General features: G+C 40.8%; 27 protein-coding genes and 1 tRNA gene. 22 read left to right on the top strand and 6 right to left on the bottom strand.

The window, feature by feature from the left end; translation table 11 throughout:
* Positions 1–54: 54 nt before the first annotated feature.
* Entirely contained in the window at positions 55–813 is a 759-nt protein-coding gene (locus NSS80_RS12565; RefSeq protein WP_025092961.1) for a DUF1189 domain-containing protein, read from the bottom strand.
* Between the two features lie 144 nt (positions 814–957).
* On the opposite strand from NSS80_RS12565, the gene NSS80_RS12560 reads away from it, so the two are divergent.
* The 9 genes from NSS80_RS12560 (at position 958) to pstB (NSS80_RS12520) (ending at position 10557) form a co-directional block, all read left to right on the top strand.
* Positions 958–1443, top strand: coding sequence for a DUF456 domain-containing protein (locus NSS80_RS12560; RefSeq protein ID WP_041117991.1), 486 nt, complete (start codon positions 958–960; stop codon positions 1441–1443).
* 182 nt (positions 1444–1625) lie between these two features.
* Positions 1626–2234 (top strand): superoxide dismutase SodA, encoded by a 609-nt coding sequence (gene sodA, locus NSS80_RS12555; protein ID WP_007501264.1) that lies wholly within the window; start codon positions 1626–1628, stop codon positions 2232–2234.
* 122 nt (positions 2235–2356) lie between these two features.
* Positions 2357–3643 (top strand): MFS transporter, encoded by a 1287-nt coding sequence (locus NSS80_RS12550; RefSeq protein WP_034280166.1) that lies wholly within the window; start codon positions 2357–2359, stop codon positions 3641–3643.
* 122 nt (positions 3644–3765) lie between these two features.
* Complete coding sequence (locus tag NSS80_RS12545; protein WP_046311781.1) at positions 3766–5901, top strand: penicillin-binding protein 2; 2136 nt, start codon at positions 3766–3768, stop codon at positions 5899–5901.
* A 214-nt stretch (positions 5902–6115) separates the two neighbouring features.
* Positions 6116–7033: a phosphate ABC transporter substrate-binding protein gene (locus NSS80_RS12540; protein WP_046311780.1), complete on the top strand. Its 918-nt coding sequence runs from the start codon at positions 6116–6118 to the stop codon at positions 7031–7033.
* 79 nt (positions 7034–7112) lie between these two features.
* Positions 7113–8039 (top strand): phosphate ABC transporter permease subunit PstC, encoded by a 927-nt coding sequence (pstC, locus tag NSS80_RS12535; RefSeq protein ID WP_024422994.1) that lies wholly within the window; start codon positions 7113–7115, stop codon positions 8037–8039.
* Positions 8039–8923 carry a phosphate ABC transporter permease PstA gene (gene pstA / locus NSS80_RS12530; RefSeq protein ID WP_025092964.1) on the top strand — a complete coding sequence of 295 codons (885 nt, stop codon included), beginning with the start codon at positions 8039–8041 and terminating at the stop codon, positions 8921–8923. The genes pstC and pstA overlap by 1 nt, the downstream gene beginning before the upstream one ends.
* Before the next feature lie 32 nt (positions 8924–8955).
* Positions 8956–9759, top strand: coding sequence for a phosphate ABC transporter ATP-binding protein PstB (gene pstB, locus NSS80_RS12525; protein ID WP_169510668.1), 804 nt, complete (start codon positions 8956–8958; stop codon positions 9757–9759).
* A gap of 15 nt (positions 9760–9774) precedes the next feature.
* The gene (gene pstB / locus NSS80_RS12520; protein ID WP_024422991.1) at positions 9775–10557 is read left to right on the top strand and encodes a phosphate ABC transporter ATP-binding protein PstB; all 783 of its coding nucleotides are present in this window, start codon (positions 9775–9777) and stop codon (positions 10555–10557) included.
* Between the two features lie 41 nt (positions 10558–10598).
* On the opposite strand, the gene NSS80_RS12515 is transcribed toward pstB (NSS80_RS12520), so the two are convergent.
* Together NSS80_RS12515 and NSS80_RS12510 are read right to left on the bottom strand one after the other, a co-directional pair.
* Entirely contained in the window at positions 10599–11099 is a 501-nt protein-coding gene (locus NSS80_RS12515) for an endolytic transglycosylase MltG (protein WP_024422990.1), read from the bottom strand.
* Complete coding sequence (locus NSS80_RS12510; RefSeq protein WP_024422989.1) at positions 11096–11443, bottom strand: hypothetical protein; 348 nt, start codon at positions 11441–11443, stop codon at positions 11096–11098. The genes NSS80_RS12515 and NSS80_RS12510 overlap by 4 nt, the downstream gene beginning before the upstream one ends.
* A gap of 413 nt (positions 11444–11856) precedes the next feature.
* Between NSS80_RS12510 and rpmG the strand changes: the two genes are divergently transcribed.
* From rpmG to NSS80_RS12455, 11 genes are all read left to right on the top strand, one after another.
* The gene (rpmG, locus tag NSS80_RS12505) at positions 11857–12006 is read left to right on the top strand and encodes a 50S ribosomal protein L33 (protein WP_008360061.1); all 150 of its coding nucleotides are present in this window, start codon (positions 11857–11859) and stop codon (positions 12004–12006) included.
* Positions 12007–12054: 48 nt separating this feature from the next.
* Entirely contained in the window at positions 12055–12615 is a 561-nt protein-coding gene (locus NSS80_RS12500) for a 5-formyltetrahydrofolate cyclo-ligase (RefSeq protein ID WP_041117989.1), read from the top strand.
* Between the two features lie 131 nt (positions 12616–12746).
* Positions 12747–13184 (top strand): hypothetical protein, encoded by a 438-nt coding sequence (locus NSS80_RS12495; RefSeq protein ID WP_317221934.1) that lies wholly within the window; start codon positions 12747–12749, stop codon positions 13182–13184.
* A 71-nt stretch (positions 13185–13255) separates the two neighbouring features.
* Positions 13256–13429: a hypothetical protein gene (locus NSS80_RS12490; RefSeq protein WP_162176177.1), complete on the top strand. Its 174-nt coding sequence runs from the start codon at positions 13256–13258 to the stop codon at positions 13427–13429.
* A gap of 86 nt (positions 13430–13515) precedes the next feature.
* A complete protein-coding gene (locus tag NSS80_RS12485; RefSeq protein WP_342498322.1) occupies positions 13516–15054 on the top strand; it encodes a rhomboid family intramembrane serine protease in 1539 nt (512 codons plus the stop codon).
* A gap of 70 nt (positions 15055–15124) precedes the next feature.
* A complete protein-coding gene (locus tag NSS80_RS12480) occupies positions 15125–15328 on the top strand; it encodes a YqgQ family protein (RefSeq protein ID WP_008342322.1) in 204 nt (67 codons plus the stop codon).
* A gap of 13 nt (positions 15329–15341) precedes the next feature.
* Positions 15342–16295 (top strand): ROK family glucokinase, encoded by a 954-nt coding sequence (locus NSS80_RS12475; protein ID WP_025092968.1) that lies wholly within the window; start codon positions 15342–15344, stop codon positions 16293–16295.
* 213 nt (positions 16296–16508) lie between these two features.
* On the top strand, positions 16509–18428 hold the full coding sequence (locus NSS80_RS12470) for an LTA synthase family protein (protein ID WP_041117983.1): 1920 nt from the start codon (positions 16509–16511) through the stop codon (positions 18426–18428).
* An 85-nt stretch (positions 18429–18513) separates the two neighbouring features.
* On the top strand, positions 18514–19638 hold the full coding sequence (locus NSS80_RS12465; RefSeq protein WP_034621596.1) for a M14 family metallocarboxypeptidase: 1125 nt from the start codon (positions 18514–18516) through the stop codon (positions 19636–19638).
* Positions 19639–19792: 154 nt separating this feature from the next.
* A complete protein-coding gene (locus NSS80_RS12460) occupies positions 19793–21046 on the top strand; it encodes an MFS transporter (RefSeq protein ID WP_041117981.1) in 1254 nt (417 codons plus the stop codon).
* A 76-nt stretch (positions 21047–21122) separates the two neighbouring features.
* Complete coding sequence (locus NSS80_RS12455; RefSeq protein WP_024427984.1) at positions 21123–21437, top strand: MTH1187 family thiamine-binding protein; 315 nt, start codon at positions 21123–21125, stop codon at positions 21435–21437.
* Positions 21438–21661: 224 nt separating this feature from the next.
* On the opposite strand, the gene NSS80_RS12450 is transcribed toward NSS80_RS12455, so the two are convergent.
* Positions 21662–21835, bottom strand: a complete 174-nt coding sequence (locus tag NSS80_RS12450; protein ID WP_003217333.1) for a DUF2759 domain-containing protein — start codon at positions 21833–21835, stop codon at positions 21662–21664.
* 157 nt (positions 21836–21992) lie between these two features.
* Here NSS80_RS12450 and NSS80_RS12445 point away from each other — a divergent pair, with 157 nt between their 5' ends.
* A complete protein-coding gene (locus NSS80_RS12445) occupies positions 21993–22631 on the top strand; it encodes an MBL fold metallo-hydrolase (protein WP_024422981.1) in 639 nt (212 codons plus the stop codon).
* Between the two features lie 47 nt (positions 22632–22678).
* Here NSS80_RS12445 and NSS80_RS12440 read toward each other — a convergent pair whose 3' ends face one another.
* On the bottom strand, positions 22679–22921 hold the full coding sequence (locus NSS80_RS12440; RefSeq protein ID WP_003217440.1) for a DUF2626 domain-containing protein: 243 nt from the start codon (positions 22919–22921) through the stop codon (positions 22679–22681).
* Positions 22922–23134: 213 nt separating this feature from the next.
* Here NSS80_RS12440 and NSS80_RS12435 point away from each other — a divergent pair, with 213 nt between their 5' ends.
* Entirely contained in the window at positions 23135–23515 is a 381-nt protein-coding gene (locus NSS80_RS12435; protein WP_007501232.1) for a Spx/MgsR family RNA polymerase-binding regulatory protein, read from the top strand.
* Between the two features lie 55 nt (positions 23516–23570).
* Here the strand turns inward: NSS80_RS12435 and NSS80_RS12430 are convergent.
* A tRNA-Gln gene (locus tag NSS80_RS12430) sits at positions 23571–23641 on the bottom strand.
* Positions 23642–23715: the final 74 nt, after the last annotated feature.

The following is a 23715-nucleotide window of genomic DNA, read 5'->3' as shown; positions in this document are numbered from 1 at the left end:
TCCTCCGAGCCCGGGGGAGCCTTTCATTGTGTAGACAAATCCTTGTTGGATGGATCATTTGCTTTTTTTTGCAGGAATTTCTTTCACAACAAGATATAAAAAGATAAAGTTAATGACCCAATTTAATAAAAATGAGTTTGCAACAGGCGTGTTTAATGCACTCATAATGGCGAAAAAGACCGTTGTTAATGTGAGTGAATAAGCGGAGAGCTTCCAAAGCATTTGGAAGGACAGCTCTTTTTGCTGCATTCGTTTAATAAATGTACCAAGCATTGCAAGGAATGTTGCGCTGATAAACATGAGAGCCGCAGTTGATAAATATAGCAGTACACAGATGACAGGGATGATAATCGCTTGGTTCTGATTTGTGACGCGGGCGAGTTCATCTTTTGTCAGCGTTCCACCAAGGAGCTGGTATGGAATATCTGTCATTTGTCCATCAATGGCAATCACTGCTTTTTCCTTTAACAAAGCGATGGCCGTTTGCTTTGATTCAAGCTCACTTGCTTTTATTTTTTCAGCAGGATCAAAGATAATCGTGATGCCGTTTTCTTCTTTTTCTATTGGTTCACTTTGATCCGCTTGAAGCTTTCCTTTTTCGATTGAAAAGTCGGGTAAATCTTTTTTGATCACATGCTGAAATCCTGACATCGCATTCGAGATCTCTTGGCTCATATGATAGCCCTGAGGAACTGCTGCGATGATTGAAAGGATAAAAATGAATAAAATTGCTTTACCGATCCCTGTAAAGCGTGCTTTAGCAATATCTTTTGGTGAATAAATTCCTTTTAACAATAGATTAAATACGTTCAATACCCATTCACTTCCTACATTCTTTTCTATTTCTCATATTGTATCAATGTCTATCCATCAAGTACAAGTATGGCCTTCATCACTGGTTAAGATAGAAGGAATGAGGCATAATGTATACAGCATATAAAAGGAGGCGGCAGGGTCTTGGACATTTTGTATTGGATACTGATTGGCTGTGCATTTATCATTGCGTTTGTTGGACTGGTTTATCCAATTATCCCGAGTGTAGTCTTTATGGTTCTCGGATTTATTCTATATGGTTTCTTCTTTAGCTTCGAGCCGCTTACACTGACGTTCTGGCTTATTCAAGCCATGTTTACTGCCGTCTTATTTGCGGCAGATTATGTCTCAAACCTGATTGGGGTAAAGCGCTTTGGCGGCAGCAAGGCAGCTATTTGGGGAAGCACCATTGGGTTATTAGCTGGTCCTTTTGTGATACCGATTGCAGGAATTATTATTGGTCCATTTCTCGGGAGTGTCGTTGCAGAGCTCCTTGTTCATCAAAAAGATCTGAAGACGAGTGTGAAAGTCGGATTAGGCTCATTAATTGGATTTGTATCAGGTGTTTTTGCAAAAGGATTGATTCAAGCGCTGATGCTTGGCATCTTTTTATTTTATGTCCTTCGTTAAGTTGAAAAAGAGTGTTTAAAACTTTTTCAAAAGGGCTAAATACAAAATAAACACTGAAATGTTTCAGAACATGAGCAATAACGTTGAAACAAGCTGTTTCTTTTGATACTCTTTGAGTAGGGTGAATTGCTGACTTACAAAGGAAGCATTTCAGTACATACATTTTAAGGAGGAATTTAACCATGGCTTTTAAACTTCCAGAATTACCATATGCTTACGATGCATTAGAACCACATATCGACAAGGAAACAATGACGATTCACCACACTAAACACCACAACACATACGTAACAAACTTAAACAAAGCAATCGAAGGTGTATCAGCTCTTGAAGATCAATCAATTGAAGAGCTAGTGGCTAACTTAAACTCAGTGCCTGAAAACATTCGTACAGCTGTACGTAACAATGGCGGAGGACATGCGAACCACTCATTATTCTGGACGCTTCTTTCACCAAACGGTGGCGGCGCACCAACTGGTGAACTTGCAGATGCAATCGAAAAAGAATTAGGCGGATTTGAAAAATTCAAATCTGATTTCGCTGCAGCAGCTGCAGGACGCTTTGGTTCTGGTTGGGCATGGCTTGTTGTGAACAACGGAAAACTTGAAATCACAAGCACGCCAAACCAAGATTCTCCTTTAACTGAAGGAAAAACGCCAATTCTAGGACTAGACGTTTGGGAGCATGCTTACTACCTAAACTACCAAAACCGTCGTCCTGATTACATTTCAGCATTCTGGAATGTTGTGAACTGGGATGAAGTAGCTCGCCTTTACAGCGAAGCTAAATAAATCATTTGATTTGAAAAGACCTGCTCTTTAGAGAAGCAGGTCTTTTTATATTTTCCCTCCTTTTTTTACATATCTGCCTTTTGATGAGACAGACTATTGTGTAGAAAAGGAGAATGAATGGTATGAGCAGATTAAAGAAAATGTTCGGGGACATGGATGTTACAAAAGATTTATTGCTCCTCCTCACGATTGGCGGGTTATACGCACTTGCCATTGCGCTTTCGAATACGTTTGTAAATGTGTACTTATGGAAACAGTCTGGGAAATTCACAGATCTTGCGATTTATAATTTGGCCATTGTTGTGCTTCAGCCCATAACATTTTTATTCGCTGGCCGGCTCGCAAAAAAAATAGACCGGGCGTTTGTCCTTCGTTTCGGTGTCATCTTTTTAGCCGCTTTTTATTTAATTGTCTTAATGGCAGGAGAACAAGCGGCCGCACGGCTAGTTTTATTGGGAAGTGTCCTTGGGATCGGCTATGGTTTTTACTGGCTTGCTTTTAACGTACTCACCTTTGAGATCACTGAGCCTGAAACAAGAGATTTCTTTAATGGATTTCTTGGGGTGCTTTCCTCAACTGCCGGCATGATCGGTCCGCTCATTGCGGGGATTGTCATTTCTCAGTTAACGGATGATACAGGCTACACCGTCATTTTCACATTATCGCTCTTTTTGTTTTCACTAGCGGTTGTGATGAGCTTTTTCCTCAAAAGAAGGCAGTCAAAAGGCAAATTTATGATCAAACAAATTTGGAAAGAACGTCATGCAGATGAGAATTGGCGTAGGATTACAACAGCTCACTTTTTTCAAGGGCTTCGTGAAGGGGTCTTTGTCTTCTTAATCAGTGTCTTTGTGTTTATTGCAACAAACAGTGAGCTTGCTCTCGGGACGTTTGGTTTAGTGAATTCAGGTGTTGCCTTTTTTACTTATTTCTTCGCTACACGTTTGATTAAGAAAAAGTGGCGGAAGAAGGCCATCATGCTTGGCGGGCTGATTTTATACGGCGCCTTGTTTTTAATCGTTTTCCACTTGTCCTATGTATCACTTCTGATGTATGCGGTAGCCATTGCAATAGGATATCCGCTCCTGCTTGTTCCTTATGTATCCTTAACATATGATGTCATCGGCCATGCAAGGTACGCCAGAAAGGCCCGAATTGAATATATTGTGGTCAGAGAGCTATTTTTAAATGCCGGCCGTATTTGTTCGATTGTTTTGTTCCTGCTGTCTGTCACCTTACTAGGTGATGAGCTCGGAATCCCTGCATCACTTGTTGTGCTCGGAGCGGGGCACACCCTCATTTATTACTTTGTAAAAGATATTCATTTGAAAGAAAAAACAGCTGATATGAAAGAGGCTGACGGTCAAAAGCCAGTTTCTCAAACGAACCTTATTAAGGGAGAAAGGTAAAATTTCTTACCAATGGAACATCAAATTTCTAGATAAATGATAGAAAAACCGCTAAAATGATGATGGCACCTTTTATACACAAAAAGGGGTGCCATTTCTTTCTTGATAGAAAAGGTGATGTGATGAGAAACAAGAAAAACAAAAAAGACGCGAAGGAAGGGCGCAAAACACTTCCGATCCGGCTGAATTTATTATTTTTAGCTGCCTTTATTATTTTTACCGGCGTTGTCGTTAGACTCGGGTTTGTGCAAATTGTCAATGGAGAAGATTATAAAAAGCAGGCAGAAAAACAAGAGGATGTGAATGTCAGCTCATCTGCTCCGCGCGGAAAAATTTATGATCGAAACTACAATACGATTGTCAGCAATAAAGCGCTGAATGCCATTACATATACGAGAACCTCGACGACTTCACAAGAAGAGCGGCTCAAAGTGGCATCAAAATTAGCGGATATGATTCATGTGAGTACGAAAAAAATCACAGATCGTGACAAAAAAGATTTCTGGATCTTAACGCATCCGAATGAAGCGAAAAAGCTTGTTCAAAAAGAATCAGAATTAAAGGGTGACGATAAGGTCTCTGATGATAAACTATATGAGCTTCAGCTAAAACGCATCACAGACAAGGAATTAAATCAACTGACGAAAAAAGATTTACAAGTGCTTGCCATTAAAAGGCAGATGGATGGAGGCTATGCACTTACGCCTCAATTTATTAAAAATGAAGATGTAAAGCCAAGAGAAATTGCTTACGTCTCTGAGCATTTGGACGAGCTGCCAGGTGTTGATGTGACGACAGACTGGTCACGCAGCTACCCGTATAAAGGACTGCTCCGCAGTATGCTCGGCAGTGTGTCTTCGAGTGATGAAGGTCTTCCGCAGTCACTTCTTGAGCATTATCTATCACTCGGCTACAGCCGAAATGACCGTGTAGGAAAAAGCTATCTCGAATATCAATATGAAGATGTCCTGCAGGGCCAAAAGGAAAAAGAACAGAGTACAACTGATAAACAGGGCAATGTCACAAGCTCTAAAGTGTTAACAGAAGGTAAGAGCGGGAAAGACCTTGTGCTTACAATTGATATTCAGCTGCAAAAAGCAGTTGAAAAAATTATTGAAAAGAACTTGAGAAGTGCGAAACAAAGAGGGGGAACTGAGCTTCTTGACCGCGCATTTGTTGTCATGATGGACCCGAGAAATGGAGAGGTTCTCTCTGTTGCGGGTAAGCAGATTTCAAACAAAAACGGAAAATACAAATTCGATGACTACTCATTAGGAACGATGACATCCTCATATGCGATGGGATCAGCCGTAAAAGGGGCCACTGTACTGACTGGATATAAAACAGGCGCTATTCATATTGGAAGTACCCAATACGATGAACCTCTCTATATCGCCCAGTCACCGCCAAAGAAATCCTATCAAAATATGGGACTCATTAATGATTTAACAGCACTAGAGCGTTCATCAAACGTGTATATGTTCAAAACAGCGATCGCCATTGGGAAAAGCGAATATCGTAAGAATCAGCCGCTCCCAATTGATCCGAAAGCATTTGATACGTTCCGCTACAATTTTAGTAAATTTGGCCTTGGCGTCAAAACAGGTATTGACCTGCCAAACGAAGCAACGGGCTACAGAGGAACGTCTACACAATCGGGGCTCTTACTTGACTATGCGATTGGACAGTATGATACGTTTACACCGCTGCAAATGGCGCAATACGTTTCAACCATTGCAAATGGCGGGTACCGTTTACGTCCGCAGCTTGTTAAAGAAGTGAGAGAGCCAGATCCGCAGCGAGGCATTGGAGCTGTAACGGAATCCGTCAAACCGGATGTATTGAATAAGCTAGACATGACAAGTGATGAAATCAAGCGTGTCCAGCAAGGCTTCAAGCTTGTGATGCAGAACCCAAGAGGGACAGCCTATTCAAACTTTGGCAACAAAAAGTATAATCCAGCTGGCAAAACAGGAACCGCTCAATCATTCTATGACGGTCCAATTAAAAGCAAGCGCGGTACACCGACGTATAACACAACTCTTGTTGCGTATGCGCCTGCTGATAATCCAGAAGTGGCCATTTCCGTTGTCGTGCCATGGGTGTATCAAGACTACAACCAGCGCTATCCAATTACAAATGATATTGGTGAACAAGTATTAGATAAGTACTTTGAACTGAAATCAAAACAGGAAAGCAATGATACACAGGCGAAAAACAAAAACAAAATTGAAAATGAAGCAGAAACAAATAACTAGACCTTTCATAGGTAAAAACGCTCACTTTTTGTGGGCGTTTTTTTACGTTTTCTTCAAAAATTTCGATATAAATTGACAAAATTCATAAAAAACGCCGCAATTTCTCTACAAAACTTCGACATTTACAAAACCTTAACATTCCATTTAAACGAAATTAATAAAGAACCTTTAATGTATTACTCGTAGGACAAATTATTCAGGGGGTATTCTTGAAATGAAAAAGAACAAATTATGGCTGCTTACTTTCCTTACTATCGCATTGTTAGCATTCGTCACAGCATGCGGAAACAGCAGCTCAAGCGGAGATTCAAAAGACAGTAAAGGAAATGCTTCAAACAAAGATGAGGCATCAGGTTCCATTACCATCTCAGGATCATCTGCGATGCAGCCTTTAGTTCTTGCGGCAGCAGAAAAATTCATGGATAAACATCCAAAAGCCGATATTCAAGTACAAGCCGGCGGTTCAGGAACAGGACTTTCTCAAGTTTCAGAAGGATCTGTGCAAATTGGGAACTCAGATGTATTCGCTGAAGAGAAAGACGGAATCGACGCAAAAGCTTTAAAAGACCACAAAGTAGCAGTTGTTGGAATGGCCGCAGCTGTAAACCCTGAAGTGGGTGTCAAAGACATCACAAAGGACGAATTGAAAAAAATCTTCACTGGTAAAATCAAAAACTGGAAAGAGCTTGGCGGGAAAGACCAAAAAATCACGCTTGTCAACAGACCTGATTCTTCAGGAACTCGTGCCACATTTGTGAAATATGCACTTGACGGCGCAACACCTGCAGAAGGAATCACAGAAGATTCTTCAAACACAGTGAAAAAGCTGATTGCAGAAACACCAGGTGCGATTGGATACCTAGCATTCTCTTATTTAACAGATGACAAAATTACACCGCTTAGCATTGATGGTGTGAAACCAGAAGAAAGCAATGTAGAAAGCGGTAAATATACAATTTGGGCATACGAGCACTCTTATACAAAAGGTGAGCCGGAAGGTCTAACAAAACAATTCTTAGATTACCTTATGAGTGACGAAGTACAAAAAGAAATCGTCAAAGACCAAGGCTACATCTCAGTCTCTAATATGAAAGTAGAAAGAGACGCAACAGGCAAACAATCAGATAAGTAAGAGGTCTTGAATTGCTGATGAAGGAAAAGTGGAGCATTTCACTTTTCCTTTTATGACATTCATAGGAGTGTAGAAAAAGATGAAGCAGATAGAACATACAGAAGCGAGCGATCGGCTGATCAGCTCGAAGAAAAATAGGCAAATGGATGAAGTAAGAGGAAGTATTTTGGTGAAATTCTGCGCATTCTTAATGATTGCAGTATCCATCGCCATCACCATCTTCCTTGGCATTAAGGGTTTACAATCTTTCATCGTAAATGGTGTAAGCCCAATTGAGTTCTTAACCAGTATCAATTGGAACCCAACAGCAGAAAACCCGGAGTACGGCGCATTTCCTTTTATTTTTGGATCGATCGCCGTCACGCTTCTATCGGCACTTATTGCAGCGCCGCTAGGCATCGCAGGAGCGATCTTTATGACAGAAATTGCACCTGCATGGGGCCGGAAAATTCTCCAGCCAGTCATTGAATTGCTTGTAGGGATTCCATCCGTTGTTTACGGATTCATAGGTCTTACAGTATTGGTGCCGTTTATCGGACATTTCAAGTCAAGCGGCTCAGGGCATAGCGTGTTAGCAGGAACGATTGTCCTGTCTATTATGATTCTGCCAACCGTTACATCCATTGCAACTGATGCTATGGCTTCCCTTCCAAAAAGCTTACGTGAGGGATCGTATGCACTTGGCGCTACAAGATGGCAAACGATTAGACGTGTACTTGTACCAGCAGCTCTTCCAACATTAATGACAGCAGTCGTTCTTGGGATGGCAAGAGCATTTGGAGAAGCCCTTGCCGTTCAGATGGTCATTGGAAACACGCGTAATTTACCAGAGAGCATTATGGATACAGCTGGTACATTAACAACCATTATTACGTTAAACATGGGTCACACAACGTATGGAAGTGTTGAAAACAATACACTTTGGTCAATGGGGCTTGTCCTTCTAGTTGTATCGTTTATGTTCATACTCATTATCAGATACTTGTCGTCTAGGAGGAAGATTTAATGAATAGCAAAATGACCGATCGTTTTGCCACGTTTGTTTTTGGATTATGTGCTGCCATTATTACGGCGATCCTAGTTGGTTTGTTTTCTTATATCATCTTCAACGGTGCAAAAGAATTAAATTTCGACTTTTTGACAACCCGCTCAAGTGCAATTGGCTCTGGCGGCGGTATTAGGGATCAGCTGTTTAACTCGTTTTACATTTTGTTTATTACAATGCTGATCACAGTACCACTTGGTGTCGGCGGTGGAGTGTACATGGCTGAATATGCGCCTCAAAACAAAGTCACTGATTTTATTCGCACATGTATCGAAGTGTTGTCTTCACTTCCTTCTATTGTCATTGGTATGTTTGGTTTACTCATGTTTGTCAATTTAACAGGCTGGGGCTATACGATCATCGGAGGAGCTCTTGCGCTCACGGTGTTTAACTTGCCAGTGATGGTCAGGGTGACAGAAGACGCGCTTCGCTCTGTACCGAAGGATCAAAAGGAAGCATCACTTGCGCTCGGTGTGACGAAATGGCATACAGTGAAGACAGTCCTGATTCCAGGTGCGATTCCTTCTATTATTACCGGTGCGATTTTAGCATCAGGAAGAGTCTTTGGGGAGGCAGCAGCGCTTCTTTTCACAGCAGGTCTCACCACACCGCGTCTTGATTTTACAAACTGGAGTCCATTTTCTGATACGTCACCGCTGAATATTTTTAGACCGGCAGAAACATTAGCCGTTCATATATGGAACGTCAATACACAAGGAATCATTCCAGATGCAGAGGCCATTGCAAATGGTGCATCAGCCGTACTTGTGCTTTCAGTTTTAGTATTTAACTTAGCAGCTAGATGGCTTGGTTCATTTATTCATAAAAAGCTTACGTCAAAATAATGTGAGAGAGGTGTGAAGGGGATATGGTTCAAATGCTAGCAGAAAAAAAAGAGATTGCAGCAAAAAAGGCTCCACTTCAAGCGGAACAGATTTTACAGGTGCAGGATTTAAGCATTTATTATGGTGAAAAAAGAGCGGTCAATCACATTTCATTTGAAATTGAGAAGAACGCAATTACCGCATTAATCGGCCCATCTGGCTGCGGGAAATCAACCTTTTTACGCAGCATTAACCGCATGAACGACTTGATCCCAGGTGCGAGAAGTGAAGGTGCGATCATGTACGAAGGACTCAATATTTTGGATGACCGCATTAATGTGGTGAATTTAAGAAGAGAAATCGGCATGGTTTTCCAAAAACCAAACCCATTTCCTAAATCGATCTACAATAACATTACCCATGCGTTAAAGTATGCGGGTGAAAAAAGAAAATCAGTACTTGATGATGCAGTAGAGGAAAGCTTAACAAAAGCAGCGCTGTGGGATGAAGTCAAAGATCGTCTGCACCGCTCGGCTTTGTCACTATCCGGCGGTCAGCAGCAGCGCCTTTGTATTGCGCGTACACTTGCGATGAAGCCCAGCGTTCTTTTATTAGATGAACCAGCATCTGCCCTAGACCCGATCTCAAATGCAAAAATTGAAGAGCTATTATCAGATTTGAAAAATGATTATTCGATCGTCATTGTGACACACAACATGCAGCAAGCGTTACGTGTATCTGATCATACGGCCTTTTTCCTGAACGGTGATCTAGTAGAATATGATGCCACTGAACGTATCTTTACACGTCCTGCGCAGCAAAAAACAGAAGACTATATCAATGGTCGATTTGGATAAGGCGGGTGGATTTTGATGAATGCAGTAGCAACTGAAACAGCAAAAAAAGAAGTGTTTCGTGTGAATGATATGAACCTTTGGTACGGACAGCATCACGCACTGAAGCATATTGATTTAGACATTAAAGAGCATGAAGTCACAGCAATTATCGGTCCGTCAGGCTGCGGAAAGTCAACGTTTATCAAGACCTTAAATCTTATGGTCAAAACAGTGCCAGGTGTGAAAATCACCGGGGATATGATGTATAACGGCGACAATATTTTAAAAGGCCGCGTTGATCTAGTGGAACTGCGTAAAAACGTCGGGATGGTCTTTCAAAAAGGAAACCCATTCCCTCAGTCTATCTTTGATAATGTCGTCTACGGACCAAGAATTCACGGCGTGAAGAGCAAGCAGCAATTGAAAGAAATCGCTGAAAAAGCGCTTCGTGATGTTGCCCTTTGGGATGAAGTGAAAGATCGATTAAATGCACCAGCATTAGGTCTTTCCGGCGGTCAGCAGCAGCGTCTTTGTATCGCAAGAGCTATTGCTACGAGCCCAGACATTTTACTAATGGATGAACCAACATCAGCGCTTGATCCTGTCTCAACATTAAAGATTGAAGAATTGATTATGAAATTAAAAGAGAAATACACGATTGCCATTGTGACGCATAACATGCAGCAAGCGGCGAGGGTATCAGATAGAACAGCCTTCTTTTTAATGGGAGAGCTTGTTGAGGTCAATGATACGAATGTGATGTTCTCAGAGCCAAATGATCAAAGAACAAATGATTATATATCTGGTCGATTTGGATAATAAAACCCCCTGGAGGTCAGCGCCGCCAGGGGGTATTGTTGTTATTTTGTTAAGGCTTTGACGATTTGTTTGAACGTCATCCCTGTTTTTAAATTGAACTTGCCTGCACGAATTTCTTTATGGTAGCCGGCGTCAATCACGTAATCATTAAAATCTTTAGACGAGTTGATGATTCCGTCCTTTTCAAGCATGTCTGAAACATCACTTGTGCTCATCCCGTTTTTAATAACAAATTTGACCGATTTGCCTTTAGGCTTGTCCGATGTTTCTTTATCATTTTTAGAATCGCCGTCTTCATTTGCTTTCAGTGCTTTTTCTTTATAATCAAGAAGCTGCTGATATGTTTCACGGCTGACAGAGACTTCTTTTTTAGAGTCTAAATAGTTTTTCACATCGGTGTCTGTTACTTTCGCTGCGAGCGTTTCTTTTGTGGTTGTATCAGCCGCCGCTTCATCTTTTCCAGTGAGGAAAAAAACGATCGCCAGAACACCAGTTGCAAGAATCATACCTGCCGCAAACGTTTGGATGCTTTTTTTCGTCATACAAGCACCTTCTCATTGTCTTTAATGATCATGTTGACCTCATCTACAGATACATGCTCAGCGCGCGCAATGGCCTCAGGAGACATGCCATTTTGATGCTTTGAAATGATTTGTCTTGCGATAGATGGATCAATTTCTGAATGTTTGCGGACGACAATGTTTGTTTCAAGCAATTCTTCTTCAAGAACCTTCATTTTCTTTTTCAGTTTATAGATTTCTTGCATTGCAGATAGTTGAAGTGTTTCAAGTTCCTGCTCGACTTCTTTAATCGGCTCTCTTTGAAAATATGAGAATGCGATCAGTACGATACTGACAACAAGCAATCCGATAATTGCAATTTCCATGTTTCATCACCTTTTATTCATATTTTAATGCTGAAAGCCATAAAAGGCTTTCATGATTGTTTCAGACAGTTTTCGACCCTTCTTTTTTATACCATAAAAAAGCTAGTTTCAAAAGGAATTGCTGAAAAAATCACCTTTTTTTCATCTTTTTTCTTTTTATATGAAAAACGAGTATGAAAATCTTGCTCGCTGTCAAAATAAAAGAGGGTTTCTCATGTATACAGTACGACAAAGATTGAGGTTTTATAGGGGAGCAGGCTATTTTTCATGAAATGACCGTGCGATATGGATCAGAACGCGGATGGATTGCACTGAAAATCAAATTGGTGAAAAAACATTCTAGCATTCCTAAGCTAGAAGTGGTATTATAGTTAGGTCTGAATGTGAATTGATTTTAGTTTGGAGGGAAAAACATGCGCGTAAATATTACTCTAGCTTGCACTGAATGCGGTGAGCGTAACTATATTACTAAAAAGAATAAGCGAAACAATCCAGATCGCGTTGAATTCAAAAAGTATTGCTCACGTGATAAAAAACAAACTTTACATCGTGAAACAAAGTAAGCAGCAGGGAATTTTCCTGCTGTTTTTTTATGATGGGAGATGATCTTTGTGAAAAAGGAACTTCGCCTTCAAACATTAGCCAAGCTGGACCAGATGAGTGCCGAAGAATTCAAGCGAAGCACCGCTTTACTTCATGAGCGCTTGTTTCAACTGCCAGCATGGAAACAAGCGAATACGGTTGCACTTACCATGTCTAGAGGAAAAGAGGTACCGACAATGCCTCTCATTGAAAAAGCATGGCGGGAGGGGAAAACAGTATGTGTACCCACCTGTTTTCCGGAAACAAAAGAGATGACGTTTTATGAATATACACCAGAAACGAAAATGATCTCCCGCTACTTTGGGCTATTGGAGCCAGATCCTCTGGCGTCGGCTGCTGCATCTAAAGAATCAATCGATTTGATCATTGTGCCTGGTGTGTGCTTCGATCGACAAGGCTACCGTATCGGATATGGGGGCGGCTATTATGACCGCTACTTAGCTGACTATCACGGCGAAACGCTTGCCCTTTGTTTGACAGTACAGCAAACCGAGCATATTCCGGCTGAAACGCACGACATCCCGGTCTCAATCATGGTCAGTGAGAAAGGTACCATATATCTAAAATAAAGTCCGCTGCTTATATAGATGAACGGGCTTTTTGTGTTGAGCGAAGGTGCTTGCTTATGATCAAAAGTCACATACACGATAGCGATCAACATTCTTCATTAAAAGGCATTTTAGCTGACAGGGGATATGTTTTGAAAAAATTTCGTGAAAAGAAAAGGTACTTCCGTCATATGTGGGAGGAAGTAAATACTTGTGACTTAAAACTTGATCGTGATTCATGGTTTTATTTTTGGCATACGCACCTTGATTTTTTTGGAGTCGGGGAAAATAGCTTAAAAATAAGAAGAGAGCATATCAAAGCTCATATCGCATTATATCATAGGCGGCTAAAACAGCTTGAAAGCTTTGAAAAGCCATACCAAACTTGGATTTGTATTCACGAACATGACCTTGGTTTAGACGCTGTATATGTTCATACACCAAATCCATACGACAGTTACTTCCCGCACAAGGTGGAGGAGTTAGAGCGAAATTGTAGGCTGCCTTATACTTTCAAGGATTTAATCGACCTTCTCAATTTGACGTTTCTTATGATCAATCAGAGTGCGGATATGAAAGGAACCTTTTAAGCGATAAAAACGATGGTTCATGCATAAACAAATCCTATTTAAGCCACGATACGAACATAGGAGGGAATATGATGAATAAAATGATTTGGAGCATTGTGTTCACACTGTTTGCATTCGTTCTCGTGCAAAATCGTTATCGGCTCATGAATTTGGTTTTAGGGCAAAATCAAGTCCGGCACTTTTTGATTAAATGGCTGATGAAAATCCCATATTTTCGGACGAAATTTATTCGCCAAGCATTCTAATCCCGCAAAAGCCGGGATTTTTTTGTTTAGAAATGCGGATAAGAACGATTCTTGCTATAATAATGTAAAAAATGGAGCGCGAATGTATGAATGTCATAGATAGTTTATTTTGGCGAGTTGTTGATGAACTTAGACAAAAAGGATACGAGATGATTCAAAGTCCGTACCCAGAAGATGAAATATTTTTTGAAGCACCACGAAACTCAGGTTATGATCTTATCCGTCTATATAGAAAAGATGTGAATTTCAGGCAGGAGATCGTTCGAGATATCGAGGAGCAAACATATCGGATCAATCAGCTGAGAGAAGCTATGCGTAAACGATCTCTTCATCTCCTGCAGCTGCAATTTACAACTGATGTTCCAGTAGATGATTGGGAAGACCTAAACGGTCAGCCGCAAAAAGAGAATAAGGTGACAGTTACTCCTGTATTACTCAATGCAGACACGCTTCAAAACGATGTAAACGAACTGCAAAAATGGCTGAATACATCGCTTGCAGTAGATGTAGAAGACGCGAAGGAAGATACAGCTGAGGATGCAATGCAGCTGAAAAGGAACGTGCTTCAGGCATTTGATGATCAGGAAAAGCAGCGAGAACGAGAACGGGCCGTGTTTCAAAATGGCAGACCCATTTTTACCTACTTGCTGATTGCTGTTCAAGTGGTGATGTTTCTTTTACTTGAGCTGTCTGGCGGAAGTACCAATACCGCAACTTTAACAGCATTTGGTGCTAAAAATAATGTGCTGATTTTAGATGGTGAATGGTGGCGCCTGATGACACCAATGTTTTTACATATTGGCTTGACGCACTTACTCTTTAATACTTTTGCTCTTTGGTCCGTTGGAGCGGCTGTTGAGAGAATTTATGGGTCGGGAAGATTTTTGCTCATCTATTTGATTTCCGGCATTTTTGGCTCTATAGCGAGCTTTGTGTTTAATACGGCAATTGCAGCAGGCGCTTCTGGCGTGATCTTTGGCTGCTTAGGCGCACTGTTATATTTAGCCATCTCAAACCGAAAGCTTTTCTTTCGGACGATGGGGACAAATATTATTGTCATTATCCTCATTAACCTAGGAATAGGCTTCACTGTATCAGGTATTGATAATGCAGGGCATCTTGGCGGCCTGGTTGGCGGTTTTTTCACCGCATTAGCTGTCCGTCTGCCTAAACAGATCCAGCCTGTCAAAATGCTTCTTGCGAGTGCTGCTTTGCTCTTTATTGGCGGTTTTGGATTGTATACAGGGTTTCATTCTGACGATCAAAAGCAAGCAGCGGCAGCAAGTGAGGCAGCGAGTTTATTTGATGAGAAAAAGTACAGCGAAGCAAGTGAACGACTAGAGGAATATGTGCACGATAAAGATGCATCAGCTGAGGCACTTCATATCTATGCACTATCGGAAGCGCAGCAGGGCCGACTTGATAAGGCTATTCAATTTTTACAAAAGTCGCTTGAAAAAGATCCAGATGATCCAAATAAACTGTATCATTTATCGCTTTTATACGTAGAAAAAGGAGAGACAGCGAAAGCAGAGGATCTATTAGCGAAAGCGTTAAAACAAGATCCTCAAAATGATCAATTTTTAAAGCTGAAACAATATATCGAAAATAGTCAAACACGTTGAATGACTTGACTGAAAGCGCATTTATGAATACGCTTATCCTAACTGTTGATGAGAAGAAATGGTGGAAACAATGAAAACGTTATATGATGTACAGCAGCTGCTCATGAGATTTGGAAATTATGTGTATTTCGGAGATCGTGAAGTAGAATTAGAATTTATGGCAGACGAATTGAAGGAAATGTATACATCAGGCATCATTGACCGGACCGAATGGTCAAACGCAATGACGATTCTTCAAATGGAGCTAGCCAAATTAAATCGAAAAACAATGTGAAGGTGGAGGGCATATGACAGGGGATTGGTTTGTAGGTATTGATCTTGGCGGTACGACAATTAAGCTTGCGTTCATTAATCTATATGGTGAAATTCAGCATAAGTGGGAGATTCCTACGGATAAATCCGGGCAGACGATCACAGTCGATATTGCCAAATCAATTGACCATAAACTGGTTGAGATCAGTATGCCGAAATCAGCACTTATTGGGATCGGAATGGGTGCACCTGGACCTGTAGATAAGGTATCTGGCATCGTCTATAAAACAACGAATCTGGGCTGGACAAACTACCCCTTGAAAGATCACCTAGAGGCAGAGACGGGACTTCCATCTGTCATTGAAAATGATGCGAATATTGCTGCACTCGGTGAAATGTGGAAGGGGGCAGGCGATGGCGCAAAAAATATCCTGATGGTCACACTTGGAACAGGGGTTGGCGGCGGCATCATCGTCAACGGTGAAGTTGTTCAAGGGGAAACAGGAGCTGGCGGAGAAATTGGCCATATTTGTGCTGTTCCATTTCAAGGTGCACCGTGTAACTGCGGAAGAACAGGCTGTATTGAAACGATCGCATCTGCAACTGGCATCGTCCGGATTGCAAAGGATAAATTAGAAACCGAGCAGCATACATCTTCACTTGGCAAGCTCGCTTCGCTATCGGCAAAGAATGTATTTGAAGCGGCAGAAAACGGAGATGATCTTGCAATGCGTGTTGTAGAAGAAGTGACGACACATCTTGGACTTGTCCTAGCGAATCTTGCTAGTGCTTTAAACCCAACAAAAATTGTAATTGGCGGCGGTGTTTCAAAAGCAGGTGAGCTTCTTCGCAGTAAAGTAGAGCGCATTGTGAAACAACATGCTTTCCCGCCTTGCGCTGACGATGTTGAAGTGGTAATTGCATCCCTCGGAAACGATGCGGGTGTTATCGGCGGGGCATGGATGGCAAAAACCAAATGGCTGTCTTGAACAAAAAAGTCATAATGATGTCATTTTTATTAAAAAAAGCGATAGATAGGCATGAAATTGGATGTTTAGCATATTCATAAGTTTGTCATGAGGAAAAAGACATTGATTTTCCATCATATACAGGATAAGATATACTTTAGTTATTTTTCTAGAAGCACCAATAATTAGGGTATATCCAGAGCCTGGGTGCGCGCTTAGCATAAGGAGGTTACAATGCGAAAGAATAGATTAAAGGCGATTTCATTTTTACTGATTGCGACATTGCTGATGTGGGTCAAAACCTATGTTATCTATAAATCTAGCTTCAATATTAAAATTGAAAATTTCATGCAGGAGTTTATCCTGTTTATTAATCCGCTTAGCTTTCTCTTGTTTATCTTCGGTATCGGTTTATTTTTCAAAGAAAAAAATCGCAATCGATATATCATCGTGACAAGCTTTATCCTAACATTCGTTTTGTTAGCCAACATTGTGTTTTATCGATTCTATAGTGATTTTCTAACCATCCCCGTCCTATTTCAAACAAACAATATGGGTGACCTCGGGTCCAGTATTACCTCTTTAATTGAACCAGTCGATTTACTGATGTTTGTTGATATCATCATTTTAATTTGGCTCTATAAAAAACAGCCTTCCTTTAGAACAGATGTCACCGTTTCACGAAAAGAACGAGCAGCATATTACTTATTTGTGGTAGCTACATTTTTCTTTAACCTTGGTTTAGCTGAAACAGAAAGACCAGAACTGCTTACTCGCTCATTTGACCGTGAGATGCTGGTGAAAAATATCAGCTTATATAACTTCCATATTTATGATGGGGTATTGCAATCGAAGCAGTCCGCCCAGCGAGCTCTTGCTGACAGCAATAGCTTAACTGAAATTGAAAACTATGTAAGCGCAAATCAAACGGACCGAAATGAAAAGACATTTGGTCAAGCAAAAGGACGAAATGTCATTCTTGTATCACTTGAATCGACACAGAGTTTCGTGATCAATGAAAAATTAAACGGGAAAGAAATTACTCCGTTTTTAAACAAATTGATCAAGAAGAGCTATAACTTTACTAATTTTTATCACCAAACAGGTCAAGGGAAAACATCTGATTCAGAGTTTATTGTAGATAATTCTCTTTATCCACTTGGAAGAGGGGCTGTGTTCTTCACAAATCCAAGTAATGAGTTTACAGCGACACCTGAGCTGTTAAAGGATGAGGGCTACCACTCTTCTGTTATTCATGCGAATAACAAAAGCTTCTGGAACCGTGACCTTATCTACGATAGCTTTGGCTACGATAAGTTCTTTGATATTAAATCATTTGATGTGAATGAAGAAAACTCAGTTGGCTGGGGATTGAAAGATGGTCCGTTCTTTGAGCAGTCCGCTGAATTAATGAAATCGATCCCGCAGCCTTTCTATACGAGATTGATTACATTAACGAACCATTTCCCTTTTGATTTAGATGAGGAAGATAAGCTCATTGATGAATATGATTCAAAGAGCAAAACACTGAACAAGTACTTCCCTACAGTGCGTTATCAAGATGAAGCCCTTAAGCTTTTCTTTAAAAAGATGAAGGAAGCTGGGTTATACGATAACTCCATTTTTGTTTTGTATGGGGATCACTACGGAATTTCTGAAAACCATAACGAAGCCATGGGACAATTCTTAAATAAAGAGATTACGCCATTTGAAGAAGTGCAGCTTCAAAAAGTCCCGTTTGTTGTACACATTCCAGGGGTAACGGATCAACATCCAAAAGAAATTGATACGGTAGGCGGTCAGGTCGATATCCGTCCAACTGTACTCAATCTTCTAGGGATTGATACAAGTAAACAAATTCAATTTGGTCATGACCTTTTATCAAAAGATACGAATGACTTTACAGTACTCCGTGATGGAAGCTTTATTACGAAGGACAGCATTTTTACAGATGGTGTTTGCTACAATAAAGAGACAGGCGAGCCAGCAGATGATAAAAATGTGTGTCAGTCTTATGAAGAGAAAGCGAAGCAGGAGCTTCAATTCTCTGATCAAATCATCTACGGAGATCTCCTTAGATTTTATGATCGAAACAGCCCGGACCATTCACCATCCAAAAAAGAAGGTGAAACGGAGCTGAAAAAGGCGTCCTAATAGATGAAAAAACCTCTGCTATTTTAGAAGCAGAGGTTTTCTTTTTTTGTCTGACGGCTCATATAGTATGAGAGGAGGGATGTAAATGAAGACAACGTCGTTTGGAAAAATTGAATGGCAGCTGGATGAAGCAGGGAGGGATGCTGTGGCAAAGCAGCTTGGTATTGGCAAAGCAGCTTTTCATTTATCTAATCAATCAAGCACTGATAACCTTCTTTTACCGGGATATAGACTTCCAGAAGGAGTCCATGTATTTGAATCGATAGGTGATGTGCAGAGATTTATTGCACCTTACAGACTGCAGCAATCAGATGATTGGATTAATGGAACATTTGAATATGATAGCGCTCGATTAGAAGAAGAGCTGAGCCGCTTGAAAGCCGTATTTCCTTTTCTTCATATCAGTGTTATTGGCCATTCAGTGCTTGATACACCTATTTATGAGATCCGAACAGAGCCTGTTCAGCATTTACATTCTATTCATCTCAATGCCTCTTTTCATGCAAATGAATGGATCACGACGTCTGTTTTATTAAAATGGTTGAAATCGCTTTGCTTAGCAGCGTCAGATCCGGTTCAGGCAAGACATTATGAAGCGGTTCATATCCTGCAGACCACCGCTTTATCCATCGTGCCAATGGTCAATCCAGATGGAGTGGATTTGGTTCGTAATGGACCGGAGTCACTAGGTCTTCATCGTGAAGAATTCACACTGCTAAACGAGGGATATTCCGATTACCGGGAATGGAAAGCAAATATTCGAGGGGTGGATTTAAACAATCAATTCCCTGCTTATTGGGAGATCGAGTACTATCGTCATCAGTCGAAGGCACCGTCCTACCGGGATTATCCTGGGCGCGAGCCATTAACAGAACCAGAAGCGAAAGCGATGGCCAATCTTGCGTTGCGAAAACGATTTGACCGGCTGATCGCCCTTCATACACAAGGAGAAGAGATCTATTGGGGGTTTCTTGGCCATGAGCCAGCCATCTCAAAAGAAACGGTCAAACGCTTCGAACTCGTGAGCGGCTACAAACCGATCCAATATCTCGACAGCTATGCAGGCTATCGTGATTGGTTTATTTATCAATTTCATAGTGAGGGCTATACAGTCGAGCTTGGTCTAGGGAAAAATCCTCTTTCCATGGATCAATTTGATTCGATCTATGAAAAAACAAAGCGGCTTTTGTGGGAAGCGTGTAAATGTTAAAAGCACCTGTCTGGTGCTTTTTCATATTTTGAGAAAATCAATTGCTTATGGTCAATAAAAACAATGTTGAAGCAATTGACGAAGGCTTCCTAGTAAGCTATTGTGAAAGATATGGATGTAAAAAAAAGGATATGATTTAGGGAGATGTCGACTATTGAGTGCTCAAAGCCTGTGGAAAAGAAATTTTACTTATTTATTTGTTTCTAAAATGTGCAAAATTACGGCTGATAGTTTATCTTTCAACACCATCTTGTGGCTTTTAGTACTAGGAGGGAAAGGGGCCATAGGGACAGCTTTTTTTATTGCAGTCAGCTTTGTTCCTCAAGCGATTGTTGGACCATTTATTACGCCTATGATGAAGCCGCATCAATTGAAATTTTGGATGTGTTTTGCTGATTTAACACGAGGAGCGATTATCCTTGTGATCGTGGTTAGTTACTTTTATGGTTTCACACCATTATTCCTCATCATTGGCTGTATGCTGCTGCATTCGGCGACAGGAGGCTCCTATGAACCGGCATCTGTATCGATTATCCCAAAGCTTGTTCATGAGGACCTCATACAAAAAGCGAATGCAACGATCCAATCAGCAAGTCATGTAGTAAGACTTGTGACGGTCACGATTTGTGGTGTCATGATTGCATTTGTAGGCGTAGGTTATACAATGCTTGTGATCATTCCTCTTTACCTTTTGTCCGCTTTATTGGTGGTCATGATTTCATATCAAACAGAAGTCATCATCGATAAAGCCAAAAAAGGGTTATCTTACGGCAAAAGATTAATTCGAGGTTTTTCACTTGTGAGAAGCCATCATATTTTGTTTCCATTAGCGATTTTTTGTGTCTGTTCAAACTTTGCTGCGGCACCATGGGAAGCATTGTCTGTTATTTATTTAACGGAAGACTTACATAGTGGACCTGTCGTCTATTCATTCATCAAAGTCACAACCGCACTAGGCGCATTTTTGATGGGGTTTGTTTTGACAAAGATAAAAGTGAATCGGTATGGATTGCTGTTTATAGGTGCTGGGATTGTTGATGGAATCGCCTTCTTCATCACAGGTATGAACGCATTGTTACCACTTGTGTTTATATCAGCTTTTGCTTTAGGAGCAGCCATTAGTGCAGTTAACGTACCCGAACATACGATGATTCAATTGTCAGTAAAGGCAGAGGATCAGCCGCAAGTGTATGCGATCATCAACATGATTTCCTACTTGATGATTCCGTTAGGCGCCCTCATTGGCGGTTATATGGCAACCCTGTTTGGATCTGGGTATGTCATTGCGGCTGGCGGCATCATTGAAGCTGTTTCAGGTATATGCCTGCTTCTGTTTACAAAGATCGGGAAGGTAGAGAGAGCGGAGTTGACGATAGAACGAGACAAATCTGCCGTAAACGCAACGTAAGCATGGCATGATTGAATGAGGATAGGTTACAATGAGGACGAGAAAACATGAGAATTTAATGGAAAGGGGAAAAACGATGGCTATAGCAGACGTCACCATCATTCCGATAGGCACTGAAACACCAAGTGTCAGTGCTTATGTAGCAGATGTACAAAGAATTTTAGAAGGCTTTCAACAAGAAGGAAAAATCAAATATCAATTAACACCGATGAATACGTTAATTGAAGGCGAATTATCCGTTTTATTTGAGGTCATTCAGCGCATTCATGAAGCCCCTTTTGAAAAGGGATTGCACCGAGTAGCGACCAATATTCGCATCGATGACAGACGGGATCAAACCACAACACTTACAAGCAAATTAGAAAGCGTGAATAAGCATTTAAATCAATAAAAAAAGCCTGCTAAATGCAGGCTTTTAGCGTGTAGACAAACCTTCGCATTCTTTGTCAGTCCTTCGTTCCGGTGCTCACGAATGTCATATTCGCTCCGCTCCGTTACTCGTTCTTCCTAGGGCTGCAAGGGCTTTCTATCACGCTGAAAAGAAGACAAAGGGCTAAAATCAAGATCATTTTAGCCCTTTGTCAACAGTCTGAAAGCCTGCTATATGCAGGCTTTTTAATGTGCAGTTGGATAACCGCTATAGATGATGGTCATGACAGTGAACCATCCAAAAACCAAAAATGTAGCGCCTGCAAAAGCGATGGCAAGTACATTCACTTTTTTTAGTGAGCGATAGATACCGAGCGCAGCTAAAATCGTGACTAGACCAAAAATAATGACGAGCATCATGTGAAAGTCCCCCTTTGTCATCAATCCCCTTGATTTCCTTTCTTTTCATTTTAACCGTTTTCATAAAGCTTGTCGAGTAGATTCCAGTTGACGATTGTTTGAATTTTTATTGAATAGCCTTCATAATAAAAAAGAATGAATAAAGTAGGTGATGAAAATGAATTGGAGAAGAATGCCACTAGGCTATGTACAAGCGAACGCATATATTTGGAAAAATGAGCAGGGAGAATGCTTAATTTTTGATCCAGGCGGTGAAGCGCAAAAGCTGATTTCCTATGTAAAAGAAAAACAGCTTACACCACTTGCTGTCTTATTGACACATGCTCACTTTGATCATATTGGCGCGGCAGATGAGGTGCGCGAAGAGTGGGGAGTGCCGCTGTATGTACACGAAAATGAAAAAGAATGGCTCACGAACGCTGAATTAAACGGTTCAGCTCGATTGATTGGGAATGGAATTACGGTCAAAGAAGCTGAAAAATTGATTACGTCAGAAGGAACGCTTCAAATTGGATCGTTTACATTAGAAATGTTCCATACACCAGGGCATTCACCAGGCAGTGTGTCTTACTATTCGGCGGAAGAGGGCTTTGTTATTTCTGGTGACACGCTATTTGAAGGCGGCATCGGGAGAACAGATTTAGTAGGCGGCAGTCAGGAAGTGCTGCTACAATCAATCCATCAAAAATTATTGTCATTGCCAGAATCAACTCTTGTTTTAAGCGGACATGGCGGGGAAACGACTGTGCTGACGGAGCAGGAGCAAAATCCATTTATTAATGGTTTTTCTCTTTAATTGCAGGCATGAAAAAAGCATCTCTTTAAAAGAGATGCTTTTTTCAATTAATGTCCGGTACCGGGAACCATGATGAAAATCGAATAATATGTAAATCCGGCAAAGAAAATCGTCAAGTACGCTCCGAAAATGTAAATATACATTCTTTCGGATAAATTCAAGTAGGATAAAAATACAAAAAGAACGGTTTGACCGAAGAACAGCAGCGATGCATCTTTCATATGTCCTAAATAGAACATGACAGCAAAAATACCCGTCCAAAAGCCAAGCACGCGGAACATGCGATTCATTTCTTTCCCTCCCCTTAAAAAACCCCTTTGATTCATATTATAGCTGATCACCACTTGTTATGTAAACATTTACATTTTTGACAACGTGTGAACAATTTATTTCGAATGTAGAAAAAATTTTTTTGAAAAAGTGAAGAAAAAGTGTTTATGGCGAAATACATGAGGGTACTTACTCCATAAGAGAAAAGGTTAACGACCTAAGGAGGAAGACTAATGAGTGACATTACTTTTTATTCATACCCGAGCTGCACGTCTTGCCGCAAAACAAAACATTGGTTAAAGGCGAATCAAATTGATTTTAAAGAGCGTCACCTTTTCAGAGAAACGCCAACTCTAGATGAATTAAAAAAGATTCTTTCTTTAACAACAGAAGGAATGGATGAAATTTTAGCCACACGAAGTCAGGCTTTTAAAAGCTTAAATTTAAATATTAATGACTTAAAAGTAAACGAGGTTTTGCAGCTTCTCATTGAAAAACCAAAACTACTACGGAGACCAATCATCATTGATGGGAATAAATTAGTGGTCGGCTATAATCCCGGAGAACTCATGAAAATATCAAAAAAGAAGGCGATTCATCAATCGGTTTCCTAATAAAAAACGAAGATCAGCTGAAACAAGCTTCAGCCGTCTTCGTTTTTGTGCTGAACTGGGCTAGCTGGGTTCGAACCAACGATCACGGAGTCAAAGTCCATTGCCTTACCACTTGGCTATAGCCCAATATCAAACGTGTAATGATATTGTTCACCATCTACGGTCATTTATACATAAAAGTTGTATGTCACGAGTTTGAA

The sequence above is a fragment of the Bacillus sp. FSL M8-0350 genome (assembly GCF_038593345.1).
GTDB lineage: Bacteria > Bacillota > Bacilli > Bacillales > Bacillaceae > Bacillus > Bacillus safensis.
This window is presented reverse-complemented; position numbering and strand designations above follow the sequence as displayed.